Source organism: Nitrospinota bacterium (assembly GCA_016235255.1).
Classification (GTDB): domain Bacteria; phylum Nitrospinota_A; class UBA7883; order UBA7883; family JACRLM01; genus JACRLM01.
In genome coordinates, this window is the sequence record JACRLM010000075.1 from 1 (window position 1) to 23,262 (window position 23,262).

A 23,262-nucleotide genomic window follows, 5' to 3' on the forward strand; every position below is an offset into this window, starting at 1 on the left:
AAGGGCGCGGTGATAAGTCATATGCGGCGTGTCCAGAAATCACCGGACCTGGTGATATCGTACTTCAACGGCGAAACGACGAAATACGCGGCTTGATACATATATAATAATGTCTATATTATTATGAGACGGTTAATAACAACTAAGTTACACTTATACTTAGCCCTTACTATATTAAATGTAATATTTAAAGTAAAGGCGCAACTTAGCCGCGATCAAAGCATAGGAGGCATTTTGATAAGTGGTGCCGGAAGCGGGAGTCGAACCCGCACAGCGCTGTCGCGCCGGGGGATTTTAAGTCCCCTGCGTCTACCAGTTCCGCCATCCCGGCCACCAGGGAGACGATTTTACCATTTTTGGGCGCGGCGCAAATTTTTTCCGCGGCAATTCAGCGGCGGGCATAAACGATGACGGCCCATTCGTCCTTTTCCATCCGGTCCACCGCCACAAGCCCGGCGGCGGTGAAAGCCTGGCCGGCCGCGTCCGTCTGTTCCTTCCTGATCCCGGATATTATCAGCCTGCCGCTTTCCGCCAGCCGCGAGGCCAATTCACCAGCCATCGCCGCGAGCGGGCCCAGGAATATGTTTGCCACGATCACGTCGTAAACTCCTTTGGCGTCGGCGATGGATCCCAACGCGGCCTCCACTTTGCCGGCGGCTCCGTTTATCGCCACATTCTCCACTGCTATCGGGATCACCTCCGGGTCGTTGTCCAGGCCAAGGGCTTTTTCCGCCCCCAGCGCCACCGCGGCGATGGAAAGGATCCCGGAGCCGCAACCTATGTCCAGCACGGAGCCTTTGGAGTATTTTTCAAGCATGGCAAGACAGCCCGCCGTTGTGGCGTGATGCCCTGTGCCAAACGCCATGCCCGGATCCAGTGTTATGACGGTCCTGCCGCCGGGGATGTCCCCTTCCCACCATGACGGGACGATCATAAGTTTCTCCCCCATCGGCAACGGCGTGAAACTTTCTTTCCACTTTGCCAGCCAGTCGCAGTCTGGCTCAATTGTAACGACAGGGGCCGGCGCGCCTCCAAGCGGCTCCCCTGTGACGCGCGCGGCGAGGGACGGGACATCCAGGCCGCTGGCGTCGTCTTCTTTGACCCAGGCGATGATGGCGGCCATGTCATTATCCCTGGCCTGTATCTCCACGGACGCGCCAAGCTCCATTGCCATCACGCAGCCCGCTTCGTCTGCCGCCTCCGCGGGGACCGTGATTTCGATTTTTGTCCACATATTGTGAATATACCAATATTCCTTGGGAAACGAGGCAATTAAACGGGAGATATGATATAATTTATCTTTCAGATTGGTCTTGAAAGATAAATCGAACGTGGGGGTCTGCCTGATGAAGGGGTTTTCCGTTTCAATATTTCCGGTCGGGTCCAAAGTCATTTATCCCTCCCACGGCATAGGCATCGTGGAAAAGCTGGAAAACCGGGACGTGGCCGGTGCGGTGGAACCCTGTTATGTCATCCGCTTCCACAGAAGCGGGATGACGATAATGGCCCCGGTGAGGGCTTCCCATTCCGTTGGCCTGCGAAGCGTGATACCCAGGCGCGAAGTTTCCAAGATCATGAAAATCCTCAAGGAAGAAAAAGGCGGAGTGATCGAGAGCAACTGGAACAAACGCCAGAAACTTTACCTTGAAAAAATAAAGACAGGCTCCATTTTCGAGGTGGCGGGCGTTTACCGGGATCTTTACTTCTTAAGGAACACCAAGGGGCTTTCCTTCGGCGAGCAGCAGGTGTTCGACAGCGCCCGGCAGCTTATTGTCAGCGAAATCGCCGAGTCCAAGGGTATCAGGGAGGACAAGGCCGAGGAATTGCTTGTGGAGGCGTTGGCCAACTGAACTTTTGGCTCCGCTAAACCCATGACCGCACGCCATTGTTGACACACCCTTTGGACCACATATGGACGACCTGGAACTTATCGGTCAAATAAACGTCTTCGCCGGCCTTGGCGGGGACCAAATCGCGGAAGTCGCCCGCAGGCTCGCTCCGATGAGGGTGGAAAAGGGATCGTACCTGTTTTACAGGGACGACATGAGCGACGGGATGTTCTTCGTCGCCCGCGGCCTTTTCCAGATCATCATAGACAACGAGGCCAACAGGGAAATCATCGTTTACACCGTTGGCAAGGGGGACATTCTCGGCGAGATGTCGCTTTTCGGCGAGCACAAGCGGTCGGCCACGGCCGTGGCGTTGGAGGAGAGCCGCCTTTTCAAAATATCAAACGAGCGTTTTCTGGACCTGATGCGGACATGCTCGCTGATCGGGGTGAACATGGCGAAAGTCCTTATCGGCCGGCTTCTGGCGGCAAACGAAATGATCGAAAGGCTCGGCGCCATGGACGGGGCGGAGAGGATCGAACATTTCCTGAAGTCGCTGCTGGTCCGGGAGGGCTCGCTGAGGGATGACAGGTATGCGATGGAAAAGCGCCCCACATACCGGCAGATTTCCCAACGTCTGGGCATTTCGGAAAAGACCGTTTACCGCACGATGCGCTGCCTGGCGGAAAAGGGGATGATCCATCTTGGCGGCAAGCGCCTTGAGATGATGAAAAGCTTCATGGACGCGCACGGCTCCGGGCATCGGAGCGGCTGAGGAAGCGTGAAACGTCTTGCCTCGGCGATAGCGATATTGCTACCCGCCGTTATTTCGTGTTCAGGATCCGGAAATACCGGTGACGATCTCGTTAACAAAGCCGTCTCGGAAAAAGTAAAGTCAGCCGCGGGAGCGGGCGCCGATATTGGGAAGAACGGGACGGTCTCCGTGAAAAAAGATGGGCGGGAGCTTTCCATTTCCGCCAACGGATGGGCAAATGGAGCCCTCCGCTCCACCGCCAAGGAGCCGCCGGTTCCACCGGGTGGGCGCATCGCCAGCCGGATCGCAGGGCTGGAGGACGTGACTTTCAATATCGAGGTGGACGCGGAATTACCACAAATCGAAAAGTTTTACAGCAAGGCTTTCGCGGACGCTGGCTTTTCGGAAAAATCATCGGTCAAAGCCGAAGGGCTTTTCCATGGCCATTTTAGCGGGCCGGAAGGGGACGCTCAAATTTACGCATTCACCGCCGGAAGCTCAAGAAAAGTGACCGTTGTAATGCCATTGGCGCGCTGACTGCGCTTCAACCATTCGTGTTCGATTCACGCGCAAACTATGAACTCTTTTATAATGTTACATTTGATATACTGGTTGGTTTGGAAATTTAATCATCCCACAAGTGGAGTATTGCTCTGATGGGTGAAGAAGAAGGTATTGTCCAGGTGATTCCGGATGAAAACTCCGGCTTGGTTACCCGTTTGGACGGGCTTGATGACCAACTCCAGAGCTTGAGGGAGTCCTCCGCCAAAAACGGGGGGGACCGGGCTTTTCGCGAATTGGTCGAGAACGCGGGCGACACGATCTATACCCTCAACGCCAACGGGGAATTCACATACGTCTCCCCTCATTCTTCGATCGCCTTGGGGTACGGGCCCGATGAGCTGATTGGAAGCCATTTCGCTCCCATAGTGCATCCGGATGAATTGCCGGACTGCCTTGCTCTTTTAAAAAAGCTTGTCGCCGGCGAGACGCGTTTCGGGTCAGTCGAATACCGCAAGCGCGACAAAGGGGGAAATTACCACTGGTACGTCTCCAACGTCCGGACGATAGACACCGCTGGTGAACTTACTTTTGTGGGCATCGCCCGCGACATAAGCGAACGCAAGCGGGCCGAGGCGGATATCCTCGCGGCGAAGAACAAGGCCGAATCGGCCACGAAACTAAAGGACAAGTTCGTGTCGCTGGTGGCGCACGATCTGCGAAGTCCGATCTCGCTTGTGTTAGGCGCGCTTGACACAGTGCGGCATGATGCGGCGGGCCTTCCAAAGTCATGCAAGGACTTGATGGACATAAGCGCGGGGACCTGCGGCAGGCTGGTGAAGATGATAGACCAGTTGCTCAACATCAGCCGCTTGCAGACAGGCTGCATCATGCCGGTGCGCCGGTTCATGTACGCCCGTTCGCTGGCGGACCTGGCGGTGGCCAGCCTTTCTCCGATGGCGGAAATCAAGAAGGTCAGGCTTATCAACCAGGCGCAGGGCCAGGACTGGATATATGGTGACTATCATCTGCTTTACGAGGTGCTTGAGAACCTTGTCACAAACGCCATAAAGTTCACGCGGGCGGGGGACACGATAACCATATTCTCCCCTGACGACGAGCCGGGCGCTTTGGCGGTGAAGGACACAGGCGTCGGAATACCGGCGCATGTCATCCCGAACCTGCTGCGGCACGAGGTAAAGACAACGACCACCGGCACGGGCGGGGAGCCTGGCACAGGGCTTGGCCTGCCGTTGTGCAAGGACATTATGGAGGCCCACGGCGGATCGCTTGCCGTGGAATCGGAAGCGGGAAAAGGAAGCGTGTTCCGCATGTCGCTGCCGCCCAGGATTCCGGTGGCGCTGGTGATGGCGGGCGATTCCGGCGAACGCGCCACGCTTGGAGCGTGCATGGAGCGGGCAGGAATCAAGGCGATGGAGTCGGTCAGCGGACATGAGGCGCTTGATTTTGTCCGGTCGTCATGCCCGGACGTGGTGATAACGGACATGGAAATGCCGGGCCTGGACGGCATTGAGTTTCTTTCCCGCCTAAAAGAAGCGGGCGACGGCAATGCGCCCCGCATAATCGCTGTGACGGACGTGCGCGACAAGGAGGTCAAGGAAAGGGCGTTCGCCGCCGGAGCGGCCGACATTATCACCAAGCCTGTGGACGAAAATGAACTCATCCCCCGCGTCAAACGGCTGCTGATAATGGAATCGCCGTGATTTGAGCGCCCGATGGCGGCCATATCCGGGAGCGGTTGATGAATATATGGCCTACTGCGCCAGGATCAACAAGTATCCGAACAAACCGATGAGCGGCTCTTTCAATGTAAGAATCGGGCAGGAACTTCACCGCAGAGCGGCGGTCAGGGCGGCAGGAGAAGGGATATCTTTAAACGATCTGGTCAAAAGAAGCGTTGAACACTACGTGTTGAGCGAAGAACCATCCGCAGTCCACGCTTAGAATTTCAATACGCCCCTCGCACTCGGTTACCAGTCACCACGCCGCCGCCATGCGCCTGAACATCGCGCCAAAAGCCGTGATATCATATGATACTTTTAAATTTCCAACGCTAGCCGGAGGCTTTTAATTAAAATGGCGGGACATTCCAAATGGGCCCAGATAAAGCACAAGAAAAAAATCGTTGACGCAAAGCGCGGCTCCATGTTCACAAAGTTATTGAAGGAAATCACTGTGGCCGCACGGCTTGGCGGGGGGGATCTGAAAGGCAACCCGCGCCTTCGCACCGCCGTGACCAAGGCCAAGTCCGTCAGCGTTCCCAACGAAAACATAGACCGCGCCATAAAAAAAGGGACCGGCGAACTGCCCGGCGTTTCCTATGAAGAGGCCACATATGAAGGCTACGCCCCCGGCGGAGTGGCGGTGATGGTGGAGACGATGACGGACAACAAGACCCGCACCGTGGCCGAAATCCGCAACATCTTCGTCAAATGCGGCGGCCAGATGGGGGAGACAGGCTGCGTAACATGGATGTTCAGCAAAAAGGGGGAGGTCATCGTGGAAAAGGAGGCCGCCTCCGAAGACACGGTGATGGAAATCGCGCTGGAAGCCGGCGCGGAGGACCTTGACGCATCCGGGGACAGCTTTGGGATCACCACCACCCCCGATGCGCTGGAGACTGTGCGCTCGGCGATAGAAGGAAAAGGGATCAAGGTGGAATCGGCGGAGGTGAACATGATCCCGCTTAACACCATCCGGGTGGACTCGGAGGAGACGGCGCGCAAGATACTGCGGCTGATGGAGACGCTCGAAGACCATGAGGACGTGCAGAAGGTGCACTCCAATTTCGACATACCGGACGATATCCTGGAAAAGGCCGGCGCTTAAACGGTGAAAGTCATCGGCGTTGATCCCGGCACGCTGGTCACCGGATACGGCGTTGTGTCCGAATCCAGAGGCAAGCGCGCCTGCCATGGATGGGGGGTGATCCGCACCACGCCAAAGGCCCTGATGCCTTTGCGTTTGAAGCAGATCGCCGACGGACTGCGGGGCGCCATCGAGCAATACGATCCAGATGAACTATCGCTGGAAGACTCTTTTGTGGCCAAGGACGCCCGGGCGGCGCTGAAAATAGGCCAGGCGCGGGGGGTGATAATGCTGGTGGCGGCCGAGATGGGGCTGCCGGTGGCGGAGTATTCGCCGCTTAAAGTCAAACAGACGCTGGTGGGCTATGGCATGGCGGAGAAAGAACAGGTGCGGGTGATGGTGCGGCAGGTCCTTTCGCTGAAGGAAGATCCCTCGCCGCTGGACGCATCCGACGCGCTGGCGCTGGCGATAACCCATCTTGCCCATTATCCACACATTGCCCGGGCCATAAAATGATAGCTCGCCTTTCAGGAAAACTCGCCGCGAAAAAACCGACGTGGATAGTGCTGGACGTCAATGGGGTGGGATACCGGGTCTTCGTGTCGCTCACCACTTTTTATTCCCTGCCGGACGAGGGGGGCGCCGTGTCGCTGGACATATACACCCATGTGCGCGAGGACGCGATAATCCTGTTCGGCTTTTCCGCCGCCGGTGAAAAGGAAGTTTTTGAAAAGCTCATCGGCGTGAGCAAGATCGGGCCTAAACTGGGGCTTACAATCCTTTCGGGCATGCCGTTTATGGAGCTTGTGGACGCTGTGCGCCGAAAGGATGTCGGCAGGCTTTCGCTGATCCCCGGGGTGGGAAAGAAAACAGCGGAACGGCTGACTGTGGAGCTTGCGGACAAGTTCACGGGATTCGCCGCAACCTCTTACGAAGCTCGGGTGGCGGCGGGGGGCGGAGTGATTGACGATGTGGTGGAGGCGCTTGTGGCCCTGGGATACAATGGCCTGGAAGCGGCGCGGGCGGCAAAGGCGGCATGTTCCACTGACGCTGGATCAAACCTGGAGACTGCGTTGCGCGAGGCATTAAAGATACTCTCCGGCCCAAACCGGCCAGGCAAGAACGGATGACCGCAAATAAAACCTTTGCCGGACACGCGGCGGCGCATACTGGTTTGCGCATGACCCGGGCAATGAAGGCCCACGAACGCGGACCGGCGGCCGCCAGACGCAGAAACATGATAGAGCGGCTTGGCGCCGGTGGAATTTGCGATCCTCGGGTGCTGGAGGCGATGGCCGCCATCCCCCGCCACATTTTCGTTGACCCCGCCCTTGCCGACAGGGCGTATGACGATTACGCCGCCCCCATAGGCGAAGGCCAGACCATAAGCAAACCGTACACTGTGGCGATGATGACCCAGCTTGCGGGGCTCACCGGAACGGAACGGGCGCTGGAGGTAGGTACCGGATCCGGATATCAGACCTCCGTGCTAAGCCTGCTGGCAGGGAGCGTTGTGACGGTGGAAAGGTTAAAGTCTCTGTCCAACCGGGCCAGGAAGATATTCAATGAACTTCACCTGACCAACATAGTCTGCCTTGTGGGGGACGGAAGCGTGGGCGCGGCCAAATACGCCCCGTTCGACGTGATCATAGTCACCGCCGGGGCGCCTGAAATACCCGAGCCGCTGGCGCGCCAGCTTGTGGACGGGGGGCGGATGATCGTGCCGGTGGGAAAAGGTGGTGAACAGAAGATCGCCCTTGTCCGCAGGAGCGGAGAGCGTTTTAAGGTGGAAATGAAGGAAGGGTGCAAGTTCGTTCCGCTGCTGGGTGAAAGCGGCTTCAAACAAAAGCCCGCCCGGGGGTGAAAATCCGGGTCTGAATCCTCCCGCTCATATCACCTGTTTTTCCTTCTGGTATAATCCACCGATGTTCTCAACATTATACTTGGACATGACCGGCCTTGCCCCGCCTATCGTCCGGGAGGCTGGTGCGGGCCAATCAAGGCCGCCTGTGCGCCGCGTGCGGGAAGACGCCGTCAAGTCCATCTGGATGGAGCAGCCGTGGGGGAGCGGGCACATCCGGGACGTGAAGGGGCGGAAGCTCGAAATAATCTCACCCGGCTGGCTACATGGGTCCAGCGGTCCTGATTTCAAGAACGCCGTTTTCAGGATAGACGGCGGGGCGGCGGAAAAAGGGGACGTGGAAATACACGTCCGCTCATCCGACTGGAATTTCCACAAGCATAACACCGACCCGCGTTACAACAACACCCGCCTTCACGTCGTATTGTATTGCGACTCGCGGGCGGCGGCCCGATTCACAAGCGATGGCGCTCCTCTTGTGGAAATTGAACTGGCGCCCATATGCGCTGGGGCGCTCGACAGGATCAGGTCTCACCAGCCTTTGGCGCCGGGCATGGCGGACATGAAGTCTGTGACAGGCCGTTGCGCCGCCTCGCTGCAAAGGATCGGAGAGGAAAAGACAGCCATGCTTTTGGAGGCTGCCGGGGAAGGGCGGTGCGAGTTGAAGTCGCGCAGATACATGGAGGCTATGCGCCGGGGGGAAGGGAGGGAGGAACTTTATTCCGGGATATTCGAGGCCATGGGATACTCCGCGTTTAAATCACAATTCAGGGGGCTGGCCGTGGCGGCGCCATTGTCAAAGACCAGGGCCGTGCTGGAAAATGTCACCGCCAGAAAACGCCCCGCGGTGATGACGGCCATATTGATGGGGGCGGCCGGGTTATTGGTAAATCCTGTCACCATGGCCGGAGGGCTTGATTTCGAATCGTCTGAATTCATCAACAACCTTTGGGAAATCTGGACGGACTTCGGCCAGAGGCATGAAATAAAGGCGGCGTTCACACGGGAGGACTGGCGCTTTGCCGGCACGCGCCCGGCCAACTTCCCCCAGGGGAGGATAGCGGCCCTGGCGCACTTCCTCGCCTCCCATGCCGAGGGTGACATGGAGTCGCTTTTCGTCCGCGCGGTGGACAACTTCCCCGCCGGCGGGGCGAAAAGGGAAATTGCGGCGTGGATGGACGGATTCTCCCGGCTGTTCCCTTCCCCGCAGGAGAGCTATTTCGCGCGCCGCTACACCTTCGGCGGCAAGGTCATCGCGGGGGGGCCAAGACGGCTGGTGGGCCCGGAGAGGGCAGGAATAATATTCATAAACGTCGCCGCCCCATATCTTCTGGCCCGGGCAAGGATGAAAGACTCCCGCGCTGACGAGGAGAAAATCCGCCTTGCGTTCCATGCGTCCGCGGCGGCTGAAAAAAATTCGGTGATATCCTTCATGTCGGACAGGTTGCTGGGAAATCGGCCTGGCATGGGCCGGGGGACCGCTGCAATGCAAGGTCTAATCCAGATATATTCGGACTTCTGCGTGGCAAACGAACGCGGCTGCGGGGACTGCCGCTTCGCCGCATACGCCGAAAAGATGGCGTCCGTGGCCGGGAAAAGCATGGAAATTGAATAAAATCTGGCTTTACTTTACCATCCGAGGAAAAAGGTTTATATTAAGTTTAAGAAAAGTGGCTAAAATCAGCGGGGGGTGAATTGAGCGCCATTTAAGCGCCGGGAGGCGAAAAATGGGTGTCAAGATTCTTGTCATTTCGGAAGGTGACAAGGAATTCAAGTCGTTACTCAAGAAAGCTTTGAGCAAGTTCGACGGACGCCTGAAATTGAGCTTTGACGACAGGTGCCAGTTGAAGGACGACTGTATCTCCGGAGCGAATAACAAGGCTGACATCGTCATCATCAACGGTGACAATTTCATTTTCAGGCCCGAATGCCCCGTGTGCTTTGCGGCCATTTCGTCTCCAAAGAAAGATAATTGCGCCCATGTCCTGATGGCCACCAGAAAGTTTTCCGTGGAATCGTTCCTTTTCAACCAGCAGCGCGGCGTCAGCGAAACTGTGGACATAAGCAAGGGTCCAGAGAACCTGGTCCAGGCGATTTCATCCGTGATCGGCAAACCGCTATAGTATCCTCACCGGCCCATGCGCCAAATGGCGCCTGATGGTGTAATATAGAATCACATATGGATCATATTACGGGCGCATTGAGAGCCGGTTTGCGTGGAGTGTCCGCCATCGTTACGGTGGCTGCCGTTTTGTCATCCTGCGCCTATTCGCTGGTGGGGAGGGGAAGCGCTCTTCCTCCGGGCGTCAGGTCTGTCTCCATCCCGATGTTTGAAAACAAGACCGGCCAGCCAGACCTGGACACTTATGTCACCACCGCCGTCCGTGACGAGTTCGTAAAGGACGGACGGCTTAAAGTGGACGATTCGCAGGCGGCGGACTCCATCCTTTCAGGCCAGATCACAGGATATGGCATCCAGCCTGTGGCGTTCAATTCCTCGAACATAGCCACGGAATATGCCATCGGCCTTGCAATGACCGTCGTCCACAAGGAAAGTGTGACCGGAAAAACGCTGACCAGGCAGACAGTCGAGGTGAATTGGAGATATGTGACCGGAGGGGATGTGGCCTCCTCTGAAAGCCAAAGGATACTGGCCGTGCGGGAAGTGGCGAAAAGAGGGGCCCAATCTGTGGTCTCCCTGGTGATCGAGGCTTTTTAATGGCAGGCGGCCTGCCGCAAGGAGCGAACCATTAAGACGGTCTACGGCGCCACCACCGGGCTTAAACCCTCGCAACAAAGGGCGCTGGAACGCATTTACAGGCGCAAGGTCCCGCCTGAACTTGCATTCACCTCCGATCTCGCGGTGACTTGCTGCCGCATCTCATGGGAGATAGGCAGGCAGATCGGCGTATTGATAGACAGGCGCGGCAGGATAGAATATGTGATCGCCGGGGACCAGTCCGAAGTGGTCATCCCGTCCCTCGGAAGGATAAAGACCGGCGCGGGAAAACTCAAGGGATTGCGCCTTGTCCACACCCATCTCAAAAATGAACCTCTGAGCAAGGACGACCTGACAGACCTGGCCATGCTAAGGCTCGACCTTGTCACGGCGCTGGGAGTGGGGAAGGACGGCCAGCCGGCCACCGTGTACACCGCCCACTTGAATCCATCCCTGGCCGCGCCGAATCCATGGAAGCTTCTTGACCCGGCTCCATTCCAGACCTTCGACTTTAATTTCGGCGAATTTATCGGCGGGCTGGAAACTGAAATCTCCCGCCATGACTCTCGCAGGGAAGAAAAAGGAACGTTAAAAGCGGTGCTCGTCCACATTTCCAACCTTCCAGGAATCGAGGCGGAAGAGAGGCTCGACGAGCTTTCGGAGCTTGCCAGGACAGAGATGATCGTGGCGGTGGACCGCGCGGTGTTCCGCGGTTCGCCAAACCCGCGGAACCTGCTGGGATCGGGAAGGGTGAAGGACGTTGTGGTGCGTTCCATGTCCCTGGAGGCGGACATGATACTGTTCGACCAGGAGATCACCCCCGCCCAGGCGCGCTGGATCGGCGCAATGACGGAGATGCCGATACTGGACAGGACGCAGCTTATCCTGCGGATATTCGCCCGGAGGGCCTTTTCGGCGGACGGCAAGCTCAAGGTGGAGCTTGCGCGCCTGAGCTATGCATTGCCGAGGATCGGAACGAAGGACGACGCCCTTTCGCGTATCCGGGGGGGCATAGGCCTGCGAGGCCCCGGCGAGACATCCATGGAAATCGCCCGGCGGCGGATCAAGGACAGGATCAGCGCAATACACGGCAAGCTTAAAAAGCTCGGCCTCGGCCGGGAGCAACGCCGCAGCCTGCGTAAAAGGTCCGGCGCCCGCCAGGTGGCGGTGATCGGATATACGAACGCGGGCAAGTCAACCTTGCTCAACGCGCTTACGAAAAGCTCCGTGCTCGTGGAGGACAAGCTCTTCGCCACGCTCGACCCCGCGTCGCGAAGGATAAGGTTCCCGAAAAACATGGAGGTGATCTTCTCCGACACCGTGGGCTTCATACGCGACCTTCCCGACGGGCTGCTCGACGCCTTCCGCTCCACCCTCGAAGAACTCAACGACGCTGATCTGCTGCTCCACCTTGTGGACGTGTCGGCCCATGATTTTGAGGCCGCCATAAGGACGGTGGAGGAAATACTCGGGCGCATAGGGCTTGCGAAGATACCGCGCCGGCTGGTGTTCAACAAGGTGGACTTGATCGATCCGGCGATGGCCGAAAACCTCGCCCGGCGCTACGGGGCATTGTTGATAAGCGCCGCCGCGCGGACGGGGCTTGACGCGCTCACGTTGGAGATAGCCTCCGAGCTGGACCGCATCGCCGTTGAAAAGACCCGCCAGGCCGTTTTCGAGGAATAAAAAAACGGGGCGCTTTGAACGCCCCGTCCATGTTTCTTGACTGCGGCCGCTTCAAGCGCAAGCGGCCTGCGCAATTTAAAAATCCTTGAAATCGTCGTCCAGCGGGATGAGATGCTCCGGCTTGCCTTCCGGCTTTGGCTTGGCCGGCTCGGCTGTGTGCCTGGCCGCCCCCTTCGGAGCCGTGTGGGCCACATGGCCTGGCAACGCCTTCAATTTTTTCGCCGCGGTATGCTTTACAGCGGACGGGGCCTTGCCGGCGGACTTTGAGGCAGTCCCTTCCACAAGCCCCGTAAGCTTGCCGACAATGGAGTTTAGCGTCTCCGCCTGGGCGGAAAGCTCCTCGGAGGCGGCGGCGGTCTCCTCCGCGTTGGCGGCGTTCTGCTGGGTCACCTTGTCCATCTGGGAAACGGCGGTGCTAACCTGCCCAACGCCCTGGGCTTGCTCGTTTGAGGCGGCGGCGATCTCCGCCACAAGATCCGTCACCTTCTTCACGCTTTCCACGATCCCTGTGAGCGTCTGCCCGGCGCGGTTGGCGATGTCTCCGCCGTTGGCCGCTTTTTTCACCGCGTCCTCGATAAGCGAGGCTGTGTCCTTGGCCGCCGTCGCCGACCTTTGCGCCAGGTTCCTCACTTCCTCGGCCACGACCGCAAAGCCCTTGCCGTGCTCTCCGGCCCGGGCCGCTTCCACCGCCGCGTTGAGCGCCAGCAGGTTGGTCTGGAACGCGATTTCCTCGATCACCTTGATGATCTTGCTTATCTCCTCGGACGACTTGTTTATGGCAGACATCGCCTCGATCATCTCGTTCATCGCCACGGCGCCCTTCTCAGCCTCGCCACGGGTCTCCTTGGCAAGCGAGTTGGCGTGGTTTGCGTTGTCCGCGTTCTGGCTGGTCATGGAGGTTATTTCCTCCAGCGCCGAAGATGTCTCCTCAAGCGAGCTGGCCTGCTCCGTGGAGCCCTCGGCCAACGACTGGCTGGCAGACGAAATCTCGCCGGCGGCCGCGTTCACCTGGGTGCTCCCCTCGCCCAATTCCTCAACTATGCCCATGATCGGCTTGGAGATGGACCGCGCCAGCCACACTCCCAAAGTCATCGCCAGTATCACCGATATGATAACGGCCACGATCATCGTCACCTCGGACAGCCTGGCGTTGGAATCAGCCGAGCTGAATGCGTCGTTGGCCAGGGTGACGTTAAGTTCGACAAGTTTTTCCAGCAGCGCGTTGGATTCGCGGAAAGTATCCGCCACAGGCCCTAGCACCTGCGTCTGGTTGACCAGCATCAGTTCGTCCGCCACGCCGGCGATTTCATGGATTTTTTCCATCTGTTCCTCGACAGAATGGCTGGCCTTCCGCACCTCCGGGATCAGGCCGGAAGCCTCGGCGTATTTACCGGCGGCCATCAGTTCAACAGCCCGCTTTCCGAGCGCGTGCAGGTTGTTATGAGGGTACTCTATTTCGTCGAACGCCTTCTGTAAATCCGGATTCTCGGGTTTATAGCTGAAATACCACTTTCCGAAGTTGCACTGTGTGGCGTCCAATTGCCCCTTGAACTCTTTTTTCTGGGCTATTGATTCAACCAGGCTTTGCGCCCAGTTAAAATGCTCGAGAAGTAGCGATTTTATACTGTACCTAAGTTCCATCGCGTCGCTGATCTTCATTTCGTCGAACTTCCTGGAGTTGGCCACGGCCTTGTCCAGTTCGGCCCTCCATTTCTCCCACAGTGGCTTGAACTGGCTCCACATCTTCGCCTCCTCGGCGGTCTGCGGAAGAGGCTCATAAATGGCCAGCCCTTTCTTGGCCTTGTCCAGGTATTTCGACTGCATGTCGTACTGAGCCTTGCGCTTGTCGATAGAAAGCTCGCTTATCGTGAGGGTGCGCATGGCCATCCCGGCCGCCGCCTGCCCCTCGGCCATCATCAGCAAGCCCTGCACGGAAGGCATCCGGACGCGGCCAACCTCCTCAAGGCCGGTTATGGCCCTGCTGATCCCGAAAAATCCTATGGCTCCAGTTATGGCGGTGATCACCGCCACCGCCGCGAAACCGGCTATTAGTTTGGTTGAAAGTTTCATCGTTTACATGCCCTCATCATGTTTAAGCTGGCACGGCGGACAGCGCCCGCCATTGCCACATCCATTGTCACGCCACCACCGCTCCGGGCAATCCCCTATCGCCCGGCTCAGGCGGATTGGTCATTTACCGCCTCCCTTTACCACAACAGGCTTTTCATGCTCCCGGGCCATCGAGTAGGAGACCGCGTCCCCCGGCCGGATAATATGGACGCTGAATATTATTTCAGCGGCGCACGTCTCCTTTTCGGTGGAAAGCACCAGGGCCTTGCCTATCACCCTGCGGATGCCAACCACATCCTTCTGGTCATCCTTTTCCGGGACGAACGCGGAGACCTGCGATGTTGTGATCTCGAAAATATCGCCCACTTCCACACCGGCGCCGGAACCTGTGTCCAAGTATACTATGTCTTTAAGAGAAAATCCGTTCCGGTCCTCTTTGCCGGCGAGCACGACACCGGACACGGTCTTGTCCTTCACCGGCCTGTCCCGGTCCACGGTGGGGGTCACGATGGCCTCATAAGGCTTGATGTTATACCCGACGCGCACTCCTCCGTAGGACCGGACAACCTTGGCCTTCGAATAGCCTTCATTGGCAGATATCACCTCTATCACCCCGTCTATCGACATCCGCCGCCCCATCGGTTTATCGGACACCGGATGCATGATGTCCTCTCCGGACGAGTGGAAAACAAGATACCTGGCCCCGGCCTTGGCGCCTTGCGCCTCCCCTTTGTCTATGTAAACCGTGTCGCCAAAAGAAAAGGTGACCTGGGCGGAGTTCTCCCCTTCCCTGATCATCCCGTAACCGTCCGCCGTTGCGGAAAGAAAACCGGCGGTCTCATAGGCCATGGAACGCGTGACGGGGGTCTGCCTTGCCTGGTCGCCGAAAAACTCCTCCTGCATCGGGCCGACGCTCAAAGTCTCCGGCAGGCCAGCCGCGATAGAGGGCTTTGCCTCCGCAGGCTTGGCATCCGCTGGATTTGCCTCGGCGGGATTTGACGGTCCGGCGTCCGAAGCCGCCGCCCTTCCGGCATCCCCGGCGATGACAAGTGACGCAACGGCCAGAATCAAAGCTAGTCTTTTTATCATTTCCATCACCCTCTAGTTTTTTGGCTCCCCTGGCCGCTCCATTATTTTTTTCGCGGTTGCCGCGGCGGCGCTGTCAGGATGCTTGTTTATCAGTTCCTTGAGAATCTCCTCCCCCTCGGCCGTCTGGTCAAGGGCAAGTTTGCACTGTGCTGTCTTCAACATGGCGTCTGCCGTTTTCGGTGCGCCCGGATACCGGGCGGTCACCTTCCGGAACTCTTCTGCGGCCCGCAAATACCTTTTCTGCTCGAAAAACGCCTCTCCTATCCAGTATTGCGCGTTGGGCGCCACGCTGGCGCCCGGATGGCGGCGTATCAGATAGTTGAAACCGGCCACGGCGGAGGAATAATCCTTTTTGTTAAAGTAAACAAGCGACTCTTTGTACATTTCCTCCGGCGAAAGGTCCTTGAACCGTGACTCCGGCGGCGTATCAAATCCCCTTTCAGGCTGATTGGCCCCGTCGGCAGGCGGTTCGGAAGCGGCTGTCTGGATTTCTTTTAACGCTCCCCCCTTCTCCTTTTTCCCCTGCGAGGATGCGTGGGCCCTGTATTCCCTCTCCTCGAATTCCCCGACCCGCTCCGTCAAATATGAAAGATCGTCATTGACATACGCCAGCCTTAAGTTAAGCTCCGACGTCTGCTTCTGAAGGCTCCAGACCTGGTTTTTGAGCGCATCCACGTCGTCCTTGAGTTTGCCGGTGTCATTGGACGCGCATCCGGACGCCGCAGTAAGCGCGAGAAACGTGACGCCAAGAAGCAACCCCACTCTTATGCGCCGGATTGCGATGCAAAATTTCATGCAACTAGCTTATAATTTTAACAAATTGTATTAAATCTGGCCTGTAAGGTCAAGGCATTTCAGGATGTTGACAATGACATCGGTCATTACAGAGTTCCTTGGAATAACTTGCTGATTGGGCGGTAAGTATCATACCTCTCGTTTTGCCGCTGTTCTCCTAATATAATAGCTTAAGTTGTGCGCATAAACTGGAAGGATAGTGGAATATGGACAGCGCCAAGAAAGCCGCCGTAATCGGGGCGGGAGCCTGGGGGACGGCCTTGGCCTGGGCCATGGCCGCCAACGGCGCATCCGTTAAGCTTTGGACGCGCAAACCGGAGGCCGTGGCGCTGATCAACTCCGAAAGGGAAAACCGGCTGTATCTGCCCGGCGCGCATCTGCCGGAAAATCTGGCCGCCACATCGGACGAGACGGCGGCGGTGAGTGGTTGCGATATCGTGATCGTGGCGATACCAACCCAGTTCATGCGAAAGGCGCTCGCCGGATTCGCCGGCCTTATCCCGGAGGACGCGATCATCGTATCCGCCTCCAAAGGAGTGGAGAACGAGACCCTCGCGTTGCCTGTGGACATAATCAGCCAAACGCTCGGCGAAAAGATCGCGGGCAACGTCTGCTGTCTTTCAGGCCCGTCGTTCGCCAGGGAACTTGTGAATAAACTGCCGACGGCGGCGACGTTGGCCTCCAAAAACGAAACGGCCGCCCGGACTGCGCAGAAATTCATTTCATCCGGATTCTTCCGCCTGTATGTCCATCGCGACGTGACGGGGGTGGAGCTTGGCGGCGCCCTTAAAAACGTGATCGCCATCGCCGCGGGGATATCCGACGGGCTCGGCTTCGGCCATAACACCCGCGCGGCCCTTATTACCAGGGGCCTGATGGAAATACGGCGGCTTGGGGTGGCCATGGGGGCGGAGGCGGAAACTTTCTCCGGCCTTTCCGGCATGGGGGACCTGGTACTCACCTGCACAGGCGACCTTTCGAGAAACCGCACGGTGGGCGTACGGCTCGGGCAGGGCGAAACGCTTTCGGCCATACAGGCTTCCATGACGGCTGTGGCGGAAGGTGTGGCCACATCATTGTCCGCCTTCCGGCTGGCGGAAAAACATAATGTGGACACCCCAATCGTCACCGAGGTCTTCAAGGTCTTGTATGAAAACAAAAGCCCGAAGCAGGCCGTGGCCGACCTTATGGGGCGGGAACTTAAATCGGAGTTTTACTGACAAAATGGCGGCGGACGAAATCGAAAAAATAGTGCGGGCGCTAGGCGAAGGGAAGATCTCCCCGGAGAAAGCGCTTGAGCGCTTGAAACATTATCCCACCGAGAACATGGGAGTGGCCGCCATAGACCATCACCGGACGGTGCGGCAAGGTTTCCCGGAGGTGGTCTATTGCGAGGGGAAGAGCGAAGCGGACGTGGTGGCCATCGTGCGCCGCATGGCGAAAACCGGGCATCCCGTGCTTGCCACCCGCGCCAGCGCCTCCAGCTTTAAAAAGATAAAAAAATTCGCGAAGAGCGCCGTGTTCCACGAGCGGTGCAGGGCCATCGTCATCGAGCCTGTCAAACGGCCCCGGGTGGGCAAAATCCTTGTCCTTTCCGCCGGAACGTCGGACGTGCCGGTGGCGGAGGAGGCGGCGGTGACGGCCATGACCATGGGCTCGGCGGTGGAGACCGTTTACGACGTGGGGGTGGCGGGGATTCACAGGCTGTTCAACCATATGGACAAGATACGTTCGGCCCGGGTGATCGTGGTGGCCGCGGGGATGGACGGGGCGCTGGCCTCAGTGGCCGGCGGGCTTGCGCCATGCCCGGTGATCGCGGTTCCAACGTCCGTCGGCTATGGGGCGGCGTTCGGCGGCGTGTCCGCCCTGCTTTCGATGCTAAACTCCTGCGCGGCGGGGGTGGCGGTGATGAACATAGACAACGGTTTCGGGGCCGGAGCGCTGGCCCACAAGATAAACACCATGACGGGAATCGCGGAGAAGAAAAAGTGAAGACCGTTTATTTCGACTGTTTTTCCGGGATAAGCGGGGACATGGTGATCGGCGCCATGCTGGCCGCCGGGCTGCCCCACGCGCGCCTGAAAGAGGAGTTGGCCAAACTCAATCTTTCCGGTTATGAAATCTCGTCGAAAAGCGTGAATAAATGCGGCGTGTCGGCGGTCAAGTTCGACGTCATGGTGGACGTGTCCAAACAGAAAGGGCACAGGCACTATACGGACATCGTGAAAATGATCGAATCGTCGGCGTTGAATGCCGATGTAAAAAAGACGGCTCTGTCCATCTTCAGGATAATCGGCGAGGCGGAGGCGCAGGTGCACGGCGTCGCCATCGAAAAAGTCCATTTCCACGAGGTGGGTGCGGTGGACTCCATCGTGGACATCGTTGGCGCTGCCATCGGTTTTGCCGAGCTTGGGATCGGAGAGGTCTTTGCGTCCGCCGTTAACACCGGATCGGGAACGGTGATGACCGATCATGGGCTGCTTCCGGTTCCCGCCCCGGCCACGGCGCTGATCCTGCGCGGCGTCCCCACATACTCCGAAGGGCCGGTCAAAGAATTGACCACCCCGACGGGGGCGGCGATCATCAAGGCGATGTCCAAAAGTTTTATGGCGCAACCGTTGATGACAGTTGACACCGTGGCCAACGGCGCTGGGGGATATGATTTTGACGGCAGGCCGAACGTGCTGCGTATGTTCGTGGGGGAGATGGGGGCCGGCTCCACCGGGCTTATCGTGGAACGGCTCATGGAGCTTTCCACCAACATAGACGACATGAATCCCCAGTTTTACGCTCCGCTGCTGGAATCGCTTTTCGCCGCCGGTGCGCTGGACGTGACCCTCACGCCGCTCCAGATGAAAAAGAACCGCCCCGCCACCTGCGTCACAGTCCTTTGCGAGCCGGAAAAGATGGAGGCGATGGAAGGGATCATTTTCAAAATGACCACCACGCTTGGAATCCGCCGCAACATCGTGGAACGCGCCAGCCTGCCGCGCAGGATCGAAAAGGTGGCTACGGCGTACGGGGAGGTCGAAGTGAAGGTGGCGACGTTGCCGGACGGCTCGACCCGGAAAACGCCGGAATACGAATCGGTGAAGAAGGCGGCGGAGAAAAGCGGAAAGACATTTGAGGAAGTTTATAAGGCGGCGGTGAAACTTCTTGACATTGATTGACGTTAACGCAAACATGAAACTGGATGAAAAAAAGGTGGAACAATGCGAATAACGTTTGAAGCGAAATTGCCGGCTTCTTTAAAAAAGGAGGGTGATATTGTTATCTCCCACTGCCCGGCGCTGGATGTGTGGTCGCAGGGAAACAATCAGAAGGAAGCGTTGAAAAATCTTATTGAGGCTGTCCACCTTTTTCTCGTGTCATGTTATGAAAGAGGCACTTTGGACAAAGCCCTTAAAGAATGCGGTTTTAAGCCAGCCAAACAAGTCAAGGCCAAGCCTTTCCCCCATGGATACAAAAGCATTACAGTTCCATTGCCGTTTGAATATTCCGGCAAACTCTCCCAATGTTCCGTTTAACTCCGGTCAACTGGAAAAAACTTGACTGCGTTTTCAAAAAAGCCGGTTTTGCACTTGAGAGGGAGGCTGGAAGCCATCGGGTTTATTCCAAGCCGGGGGTTGCCAGGCCAGTGATAATTCCCAAATACACCTCCGTTGGAATTGACATAATCAAGTCCAACTTGAAATCCGCTGGCATCGTGCGTGAAGAATACTTCCGGCTGCTTTCTTCCTGCTGATTTTTTAATTACCTCCCCGCCCCCTTCAACGCCTCCAGCATTTCCTTCTTCCCTTTGGCAAATGTCTGCGCGGTCTCCCCTTTTCTGTTCACTATCGTGACCTTGGCGCCTCGTTTGACCAGCATCCTCGCCGCGTCCGCCCGGTTGGCGCGGACGGACCATATCAATGGCGTGTCGCCGTTATTGTCACGGGCGTTTATGTCCGCCCCCTTTAATAGAAGCGAGTGCATCACCCCTTCCAGCCCGCGCCGGGAGGCGATCATAAGGGGTGTGGCCCCGTCCGTCTTGCGCGCGCGGACGTTTGCGCCGGACTCGATCAATATCGCCGCGGAGCTTTCGCGCCCCCACTGGATCGCCGCGTAAAGGGGAGTGCGCCCCCGCGCATCGGCCTTGTTGATCTCCGCTTTTTTAAGGATCAAAGTGGCTATGGCCGCTTCCGCCCCGCTCTCCGCAGCGTAGATCAGCGGCGTGTTCCCCTCCATGTCCTTGCCGTCAATGTCCGCCCCCATTGCGGCCAGCGCCTCCACTATCTCCTCGGCGTTGGCCCCGGCGGCGGTCATCATGGGGGTCTGCCCGAAATCGTTGGCGTCCGATACGCGCGCCCCGCCCTGTATCAGTATTTTCGCGGCCTCATCCTCCCCTTCCCTAGACGCTATTATCAGCGCCGTCTCGCCATGGTCTGTTCTGGCGTTCACGTCGGCGCCGCTGTCCAGCAATGTCCGCACGGTCTGCGCCACTCCCTTCCCGGAAGCGAACATTACCGGAGTATAACCTCCGGTGGTCTTGGCGTTCACGTCCGCCCCTGCCGCAATCAGCGCCGCCACAGCGTCCGTATGCCCCGCCATTATCGTGTGGACTATCACCGGAACGCCCTCTTCGTCCCGTACGTTCGGGTTGGCCTTTTTGCCAAGGGCGGAAAGCAAAGCCTCCACATCCCCGTTCACAGCGGCGGACACAAGGAGGGAATCGGGCCCGGGCGCCCCCTTCTTCTGCGCAAACGCTCCCGTGCCGCAAAACGCGATCAAAAAAGCCGCCAACCCCACCCGGACGAACATCTTTTCCATCATTCCTCTATTGCGTCATGAGGTCCGCAAGAGCAATCGTTGTCTTAAACGTCCAACACCCATATAATCCATTAAGACGATTCTACTACGGGAGGCCGATCACATGGCGGTTGACAAAGAGTTGCTGGACATCCTGGCGTGTCCAAAATGCAAAGGGGACCTGGCGCTGACAAAAGCTGGCGACGGGCTTATCTGCAAAGCGTGCATGTTGCAGTACGAAATAAAGGAAGACATCCCCATAATGCTCATAGACGAGGCCAAAAAGCTGGACAAACTCCCCGATGGAGCGAATTAGGCTCTCCGCCGCCGTCATCACAAAGAACGAGGAGGACAAGATCGGCGACTGCCTTGCCAGCCTCTCTTTCGCCGATGAGATAGTGGTGGTGGACAGCGGTTCCACAGACCGCACCGTGGAAATCGCAAAGTCCATGGGGGCCAACGTCGTCTTCCACGAGTGGCCGGGGCACATCCAGCAGAAGAATTTCGCCATCGGCCAGGCCCGGGGCGAATGGGTGATAAGCCTGGACGCGGACGAACGGGTGTCGCCCCGGTTGCGCGATGAAATATTGAAGGTCCTCGGCGCTCCGAAGGCCGACGGATACGCCATCCCCAGGCTTGTCCATTATATAAACCGCTGGATCCGCCATTGCGGATGGTACCCGGCGCGCAAGGTGCGCCTGTTCCGGCGGGACAAGGGGAAATGGGGGGGCGAAAACCCGCACGACAGGCTTTTCGTGGAGGGAAAGGTGGAGGACCTTAACGGCGACATCTACCATCTTTCTTTCGACGACATTTCCGAACATCTGCGCACGATAAACAGTTTTACCGACATCGCCGCCGCGGAACGGGGAGAGAAGCCCATTATGTTCCCCTGGCTTTCCATGATCCTGCGGCCGAAGGTCACTTTTATAAAAATGTATTTTCTTAAGCTGGGATTTTTAGACGGCGTGCCGGGGCTTATCGCCTCCGGCCTTTCGGCCTATCACGTGTTCTGCAAGTACATGAAGATTTGGGAAAGGCAGTCAAGATGATCCGCCGCGCGCTGAAAAAAGAGTTCGAAAAGGGACGTGCGGTGTTTTACCTTTTCGCCGCGGTCCCCGTGGCGCTGGCCGTCTCCCATCCGCTGCCGGCGGCGTTCACACCGTTCATTTCGGCGGCGTTCGCCTTCCCGGTGTTCTTCTATTATGTCCGGCGCGAAAACTACCAATCCGCTTTTGTGATGACGGCTATTTGGGCCGCTTTCCAGTTCGTGGCGGCGTCGTTGATGGCCGTAATGGATCCCGCCGGAATGACGGGAAGGCTTGGCGCCCCCGGCTCCATCCACGCCCCCTTCGCCTATATGCAATGGGGGACCGGCGAATTCCAGCGGTTCGCGCGGATGATGGCGGACGCTGTCTATTGCGCCGCGCTGGCGGGGATATCGGGCGGCGCCTTTTTCCTTGCGATCCTGGCGGTTAAGCTCAACGACGCGGCGCTGACGTTCGGCAGGTCCGTTCACGGATCGGCCGGATTTTGGGGAGCGCTGACTGTTTTCAAATTCGCAAAGCTTGCCCTTTGGGCCGGGCAGACACTTTTCGCCATGGGGCCGTCCGCCGTCTTTTACATGAAACTGGAAGGGCGGCAGGTGAAATTCATGCGGCCATTGGCGGTGATGGCTTTGGGAACTTTGCTTATACTGCTGGTGGGATTGTTCGGGGAAGTTTAGACGATACGCTGGCCTCAGATGGAGTAAAAGAAAAAGTGGACGATTTCCCTGAATTCATGAAACGGCGCGCCAATCGGATCAGCAAAGAATCGCAGCATACAGAGGATATTGAGGGCTACGTCCTCAATGGGGCGGATGGGAGCCAGATGGCGTTTTGGACATGCCATCAAGATCGAAATTCAAAAGAGCATACTCATGATTTTGACGAGTATCTGGTTGTCGTGCATGGGAAATATACGGTCATTATTGACGGCATGGAAAAGCCACTTCTTACCGGAGACGAATTCCACATCCCTAAAGGGATACCCCATTCCGGAAAAGCCACAGCTGGCGCCCGAACTATTCACTTCTTTGGCGGCAAACGTATCTAGCAAATCTTGAAGCCGGTTATTTGCGCCAACTTTGTCTTCAGTGCGACATTTCTGTCTGCCTTGGCTGAGCCTATAGACAATTATCTAATTGTTTTTATATCAATTCACTAGTGTCCCAACGTTAGTCGAACAAAAACAGCTGATTGTCTGAAACCGGCTGAAATCCGTTTATGACAGTTTCCGCAAGCAGTTGATCCAACGGGGTTTTCTCGAACATTGTGAGGCTCAGAATCTGTAGAATTTC

Annotated in this window: 27 protein-coding genes and 1 tRNA gene; 22 read left to right on the forward strand and 6 right to left on the reverse strand. The window is 57.5% G+C overall.

Annotated features, from left to right (window positions below):
- Nucleotides 1–242 precede the first annotated feature (242 nt).
- A tRNA-Leu gene (locus tag HZB29_10045) sits at nucleotides 243–331 on the reverse strand.
- 57 nt (nucleotides 332–388) lie between these two features.
- Nucleotides 389–1,234: a 50S ribosomal protein L11 methyltransferase gene (locus tag HZB29_10050; GenBank protein MBI5815934.1), complete on the reverse strand. Its 846-nt coding sequence runs from the start codon at nucleotides 1,232–1,234 to the stop codon at nucleotides 389–391.
- Nucleotides 1,235–1,313: 79 nt separating this feature from the next.
- Between HZB29_10050 and HZB29_10055 the strand changes: the two genes are divergently transcribed.
- The 13 genes from HZB29_10055 to hflX all read left to right on the forward strand — a co-directional run bounded on the left by HZB29_10055 (nucleotide 1,314) and on the right by hflX (nucleotide 12,179).
- On the forward strand, nucleotides 1,314–1,850 hold the full coding sequence (locus HZB29_10055; protein MBI5815935.1) for a CarD family transcriptional regulator: 537 nt from the start codon (nucleotides 1,314–1,316) through the stop codon (nucleotides 1,848–1,850).
- 61 nt (nucleotides 1,851–1,911) lie between these two features.
- Nucleotides 1,912–2,604, forward strand: coding sequence for a Crp/Fnr family transcriptional regulator (locus HZB29_10060; protein MBI5815936.1), 693 nt, complete (start codon nucleotides 1,912–1,914; stop codon nucleotides 2,602–2,604).
- 168 nt (nucleotides 2,605–2,772) lie between these two features.
- A complete protein-coding gene (locus HZB29_10065) occupies nucleotides 2,773–3,120 on the forward strand; it encodes a hypothetical protein (GenBank protein MBI5815937.1) in 348 nt (115 codons plus the stop codon).
- 119 nt (nucleotides 3,121–3,239) lie between these two features.
- Nucleotides 3,240–4,808 (forward strand): response regulator, encoded by a 1,569-nt coding sequence (locus HZB29_10070; protein ID MBI5815938.1) that lies wholly within the window; start codon nucleotides 3,240–3,242, stop codon nucleotides 4,806–4,808.
- Between the two features lie 46 nt (nucleotides 4,809–4,854).
- Nucleotides 4,855–5,049, forward strand: coding sequence for a toxin-antitoxin system HicB family antitoxin (locus HZB29_10075; protein ID MBI5815939.1), 195 nt, complete (start codon nucleotides 4,855–4,857; stop codon nucleotides 5,047–5,049).
- A 132-nt stretch (nucleotides 5,050–5,181) separates the two neighbouring features.
- Nucleotides 5,182–5,934 (forward strand): YebC/PmpR family DNA-binding transcriptional regulator, encoded by a 753-nt coding sequence (locus HZB29_10080; protein ID MBI5815940.1) that lies wholly within the window; start codon nucleotides 5,182–5,184, stop codon nucleotides 5,932–5,934.
- A 12-nt stretch (nucleotides 5,935–5,946) separates the two neighbouring features.
- On the forward strand, nucleotides 5,947–6,429 hold the full coding sequence (ruvC, locus tag HZB29_10085; GenBank protein MBI5815941.1) for a crossover junction endodeoxyribonuclease RuvC: 483 nt from the start codon (nucleotides 5,947–5,949) through the stop codon (nucleotides 6,427–6,429).
- Nucleotides 6,426–7,043, forward strand: a complete 618-nt coding sequence (ruvA, locus tag HZB29_10090) for a Holliday junction branch migration protein RuvA (GenBank protein ID MBI5815942.1) — start codon at nucleotides 6,426–6,428, stop codon at nucleotides 7,041–7,043. Before ruvC ends, ruvA begins: the two co-directional genes overlap by 4 nt.
- A 62-nt stretch (nucleotides 7,044–7,105) precedes the next feature.
- Nucleotides 7,106–7,777: a protein-L-isoaspartate(D-aspartate) O-methyltransferase gene (locus HZB29_10095; GenBank protein ID MBI5815943.1), complete on the forward strand. Its 672-nt coding sequence runs from the start codon at nucleotides 7,106–7,108 to the stop codon at nucleotides 7,775–7,777.
- A gap of 61 nt (nucleotides 7,778–7,838) precedes the next feature.
- Entirely contained in the window at nucleotides 7,839–9,389 is a 1,551-nt protein-coding gene (locus HZB29_10100; GenBank protein MBI5815944.1) for a DUF2851 family protein, read from the forward strand.
- A gap of 112 nt (nucleotides 9,390–9,501) precedes the next feature.
- Nucleotides 9,502–9,897: a hypothetical protein gene (locus HZB29_10105; protein MBI5815945.1), complete on the forward strand. Its 396-nt coding sequence runs from the start codon at nucleotides 9,502–9,504 to the stop codon at nucleotides 9,895–9,897.
- 56 nt (nucleotides 9,898–9,953) lie between these two features.
- Nucleotides 9,954–10,493, forward strand: a complete 540-nt coding sequence (locus tag HZB29_10110; protein MBI5815946.1) for an LptE family protein — start codon at nucleotides 9,954–9,956, stop codon at nucleotides 10,491–10,493.
- Nucleotides 10,494–10,523: 30 nt separating this feature from the next.
- A complete protein-coding gene (gene hflX / locus HZB29_10115) occupies nucleotides 10,524–12,179 on the forward strand; it encodes a GTPase HflX (GenBank protein MBI5815947.1) in 1,656 nt (551 codons plus the stop codon).
- Between the two features lie 75 nt (nucleotides 12,180–12,254).
- Here the strand turns inward: hflX and HZB29_10120 are convergent, their stop codons facing one another.
- The 3 genes from HZB29_10120 to ybgF all read right to left on the reverse strand — a co-directional run bounded on the left by HZB29_10120 (nucleotide 12,255) and on the right by ybgF (nucleotide 16,100).
- The gene (locus HZB29_10120; GenBank protein ID MBI5815948.1) at nucleotides 12,255–14,249 is read right to left on the reverse strand and encodes an MCP four helix bundle domain-containing protein; all 1,995 of its coding nucleotides are present in this window, start codon (nucleotides 14,247–14,249) and stop codon (nucleotides 12,255–12,257) included.
- Nucleotides 14,250–14,369: 120 nt separating this feature from the next.
- A complete protein-coding gene (locus HZB29_10125) occupies nucleotides 14,370–15,338 on the reverse strand; it encodes a hypothetical protein (protein MBI5815949.1) in 969 nt (322 codons plus the stop codon).
- Between the two features lie 12 nt (nucleotides 15,339–15,350).
- Nucleotides 15,351–16,100 carry a tol-pal system protein YbgF gene (gene ybgF / locus HZB29_10130; protein MBI5815950.1) on the reverse strand — a complete coding sequence of 250 codons (750 nt, stop codon included), beginning with the start codon at nucleotides 16,098–16,100 and terminating at the stop codon, nucleotides 15,351–15,353.
- Nucleotides 16,101–16,339: 239 nt separating this feature from the next.
- Between ybgF and HZB29_10135 the strand changes: the two genes are divergently transcribed.
- Genes HZB29_10135 through HZB29_10155 form a run of 5 tightly spaced genes read left to right on the forward strand, consistent with a single transcriptional unit; the run spans nucleotide 16,340 to nucleotide 19,878 of the window.
- Nucleotides 16,340–17,353, forward strand: coding sequence for an NAD(P)-dependent glycerol-3-phosphate dehydrogenase (locus HZB29_10135; GenBank protein MBI5815951.1), 1,014 nt, complete (start codon nucleotides 16,340–16,342; stop codon nucleotides 17,351–17,353).
- Nucleotides 17,354–17,357: 4 nt separating this feature from the next.
- Nucleotides 17,358–18,125 (forward strand): nickel pincer cofactor biosynthesis protein LarB, encoded by a 768-nt coding sequence (gene larB / locus HZB29_10140; protein ID MBI5815952.1) that lies wholly within the window; start codon nucleotides 17,358–17,360, stop codon nucleotides 18,123–18,125.
- Nucleotides 18,122–19,303 (forward strand): nickel pincer cofactor biosynthesis protein LarC, encoded by a 1,182-nt coding sequence (larC, locus tag HZB29_10145; GenBank protein MBI5815953.1) that lies wholly within the window; start codon nucleotides 18,122–18,124, stop codon nucleotides 19,301–19,303. Before larB ends, larC begins: the two co-directional genes overlap by 4 nt.
- A gap of 42 nt (nucleotides 19,304–19,345) precedes the next feature.
- Nucleotides 19,346–19,660: a hypothetical protein gene (locus HZB29_10150; GenBank protein MBI5815954.1), complete on the forward strand. Its 315-nt coding sequence runs from the start codon at nucleotides 19,346–19,348 to the stop codon at nucleotides 19,658–19,660.
- The gene (locus HZB29_10155; protein MBI5815955.1) at nucleotides 19,648–19,878 is read left to right on the forward strand and encodes a type II toxin-antitoxin system HicA family toxin; all 231 of its coding nucleotides are present in this window, start codon (nucleotides 19,648–19,650) and stop codon (nucleotides 19,876–19,878) included. The genes HZB29_10150 and HZB29_10155 overlap by 13 nt, the downstream gene beginning before the upstream one ends.
- A gap of 8 nt (nucleotides 19,879–19,886) precedes the next feature.
- On the opposite strand, the gene HZB29_10160 is transcribed toward HZB29_10155, so the two are convergent.
- Complete coding sequence (locus HZB29_10160; protein MBI5815956.1) at nucleotides 19,887–20,945, reverse strand: ankyrin repeat domain-containing protein; 1,059 nt, start codon at nucleotides 20,943–20,945, stop codon at nucleotides 19,887–19,889.
- A 100-nt stretch (nucleotides 20,946–21,045) separates the two neighbouring features.
- On the opposite strand from HZB29_10160, the gene HZB29_10165 reads away from it, so the two are divergent.
- From HZB29_10165 to HZB29_10180, 4 genes are read left to right on the forward strand one after another with little or no spacing between them, the layout of a single operon-like run.
- Nucleotides 21,046–21,237: a Trm112 family protein gene (locus tag HZB29_10165; GenBank protein ID MBI5815957.1), complete on the forward strand. Its 192-nt coding sequence runs from the start codon at nucleotides 21,046–21,048 to the stop codon at nucleotides 21,235–21,237.
- Nucleotides 21,224–21,973, forward strand: coding sequence for a glycosyltransferase family 2 protein (locus tag HZB29_10170; GenBank protein ID MBI5815958.1), 750 nt, complete (start codon nucleotides 21,224–21,226; stop codon nucleotides 21,971–21,973). Before HZB29_10165 ends, HZB29_10170 begins: the two co-directional genes overlap by 14 nt.
- The gene (locus HZB29_10175) at nucleotides 21,970–22,647 is read left to right on the forward strand and encodes a hypothetical protein (GenBank protein MBI5815959.1); all 678 of its coding nucleotides are present in this window, start codon (nucleotides 21,970–21,972) and stop codon (nucleotides 22,645–22,647) included. Before HZB29_10170 ends, HZB29_10175 begins: the two co-directional genes overlap by 4 nt.
- Before the next feature lie 35 nt (nucleotides 22,648–22,682).
- Entirely contained in the window at nucleotides 22,683–23,018 is a 336-nt protein-coding gene (locus tag HZB29_10180; GenBank protein ID MBI5815960.1) for a cupin domain-containing protein, read from the forward strand.
- Nucleotides 23,019–23,262: the final 244 nt, after the last annotated feature.

Bases quoted from the DNA above. Each gene is read 5' to 3' on its own strand.
- HZB29_10165 (MBI5815957.1), top strand. From the start codon at position 21,046: ATGGCGGTTGACAAAGAGTTGCTGGACATCCTGGCGTGTCCAAAATGC.
- HZB29_10170 (MBI5815958.1), top strand. From the start codon at position 21,224: ATGGAGCGAATTAGGCTCTCCGCCGCCGTCATCACAAAGAACGAGGAG.
- HZB29_10060 (MBI5815936.1), top strand. From the start codon at position 1,912: ATGGACGACCTGGAACTTATCGGTCAAATAAACGTCTTCGCCGGCCTT.
- HZB29_10160 (MBI5815956.1), bottom strand. From the start codon at position 20,945: ATGATGGAAAAGATGTTCGTCCGGGTGGGGTTGGCGGCTTTTTTGATC.
- ruvA (MBI5815942.1), top strand. From the start codon at position 6,426: ATGATAGCTCGCCTTTCAGGAAAACTCGCCGCGAAAAAACCGACGTGG.
- HZB29_10110 (MBI5815946.1), top strand. From the start codon at position 9,954: ATGGATCATATTACGGGCGCATTGAGAGCCGGTTTGCGTGGAGTGTCC.
- larB (MBI5815952.1), top strand. From the start codon at position 17,358: ATGGCGGCGGACGAAATCGAAAAAATAGTGCGGGCGCTAGGCGAAGGG.
- HZB29_10105 (MBI5815945.1), top strand. From the start codon at position 9,502: ATGGGTGTCAAGATTCTTGTCATTTCGGAAGGTGACAAGGAATTCAAG.
- HZB29_10095 (MBI5815943.1), top strand. From the start codon at position 7,106: ATGAAGGCCCACGAACGCGGACCGGCGGCCGCCAGACGCAGAAACATG.
- HZB29_10080 (MBI5815940.1), top strand. From the start codon at position 5,182: ATGGCGGGACATTCCAAATGGGCCCAGATAAAGCACAAGAAAAAAATC.
- HZB29_10070 (MBI5815938.1), top strand. From the start codon at position 3,240: ATGGGTGAAGAAGAAGGTATTGTCCAGGTGATTCCGGATGAAAACTCC.
- HZB29_10050 (MBI5815934.1), bottom strand. From the start codon at position 1,234: ATGTGGACAAAAATCGAAATCACGGTCCCCGCGGAGGCGGCAGACGAA.
- HZB29_10135 (MBI5815951.1), top strand. From the start codon at position 16,340: ATGGACAGCGCCAAGAAAGCCGCCGTAATCGGGGCGGGAGCCTGGGGG.
- HZB29_10075 (MBI5815939.1), top strand. From the start codon at position 4,855: ATGGCCTACTGCGCCAGGATCAACAAGTATCCGAACAAACCGATGAGC.
- HZB29_10155 (MBI5815955.1), top strand. From the start codon at position 19,648: ATGTTCCGTTTAACTCCGGTCAACTGGAAAAAACTTGACTGCGTTTTC.
- HZB29_10125 (MBI5815949.1), bottom strand. From the start codon at position 15,338: ATGATAAAAAGACTAGCTTTGATTCTGGCCGTTGCGTCACTTGTCATC.
- HZB29_10100 (MBI5815944.1), top strand. From the start codon at position 7,839: ATGTTCTCAACATTATACTTGGACATGACCGGCCTTGCCCCGCCTATC.
- HZB29_10150 (MBI5815954.1), top strand. From the start codon at position 19,346: ATGCGAATAACGTTTGAAGCGAAATTGCCGGCTTCTTTAAAAAAGGAG.
- HZB29_10175 (MBI5815959.1), top strand. From the start codon at position 21,970: ATGATCCGCCGCGCGCTGAAAAAAGAGTTCGAAAAGGGACGTGCGGTG.
- HZB29_10120 (MBI5815948.1), bottom strand. From the start codon at position 14,249: ATGAAACTTTCAACCAAACTAATAGCCGGTTTCGCGGCGGTGGCGGTG.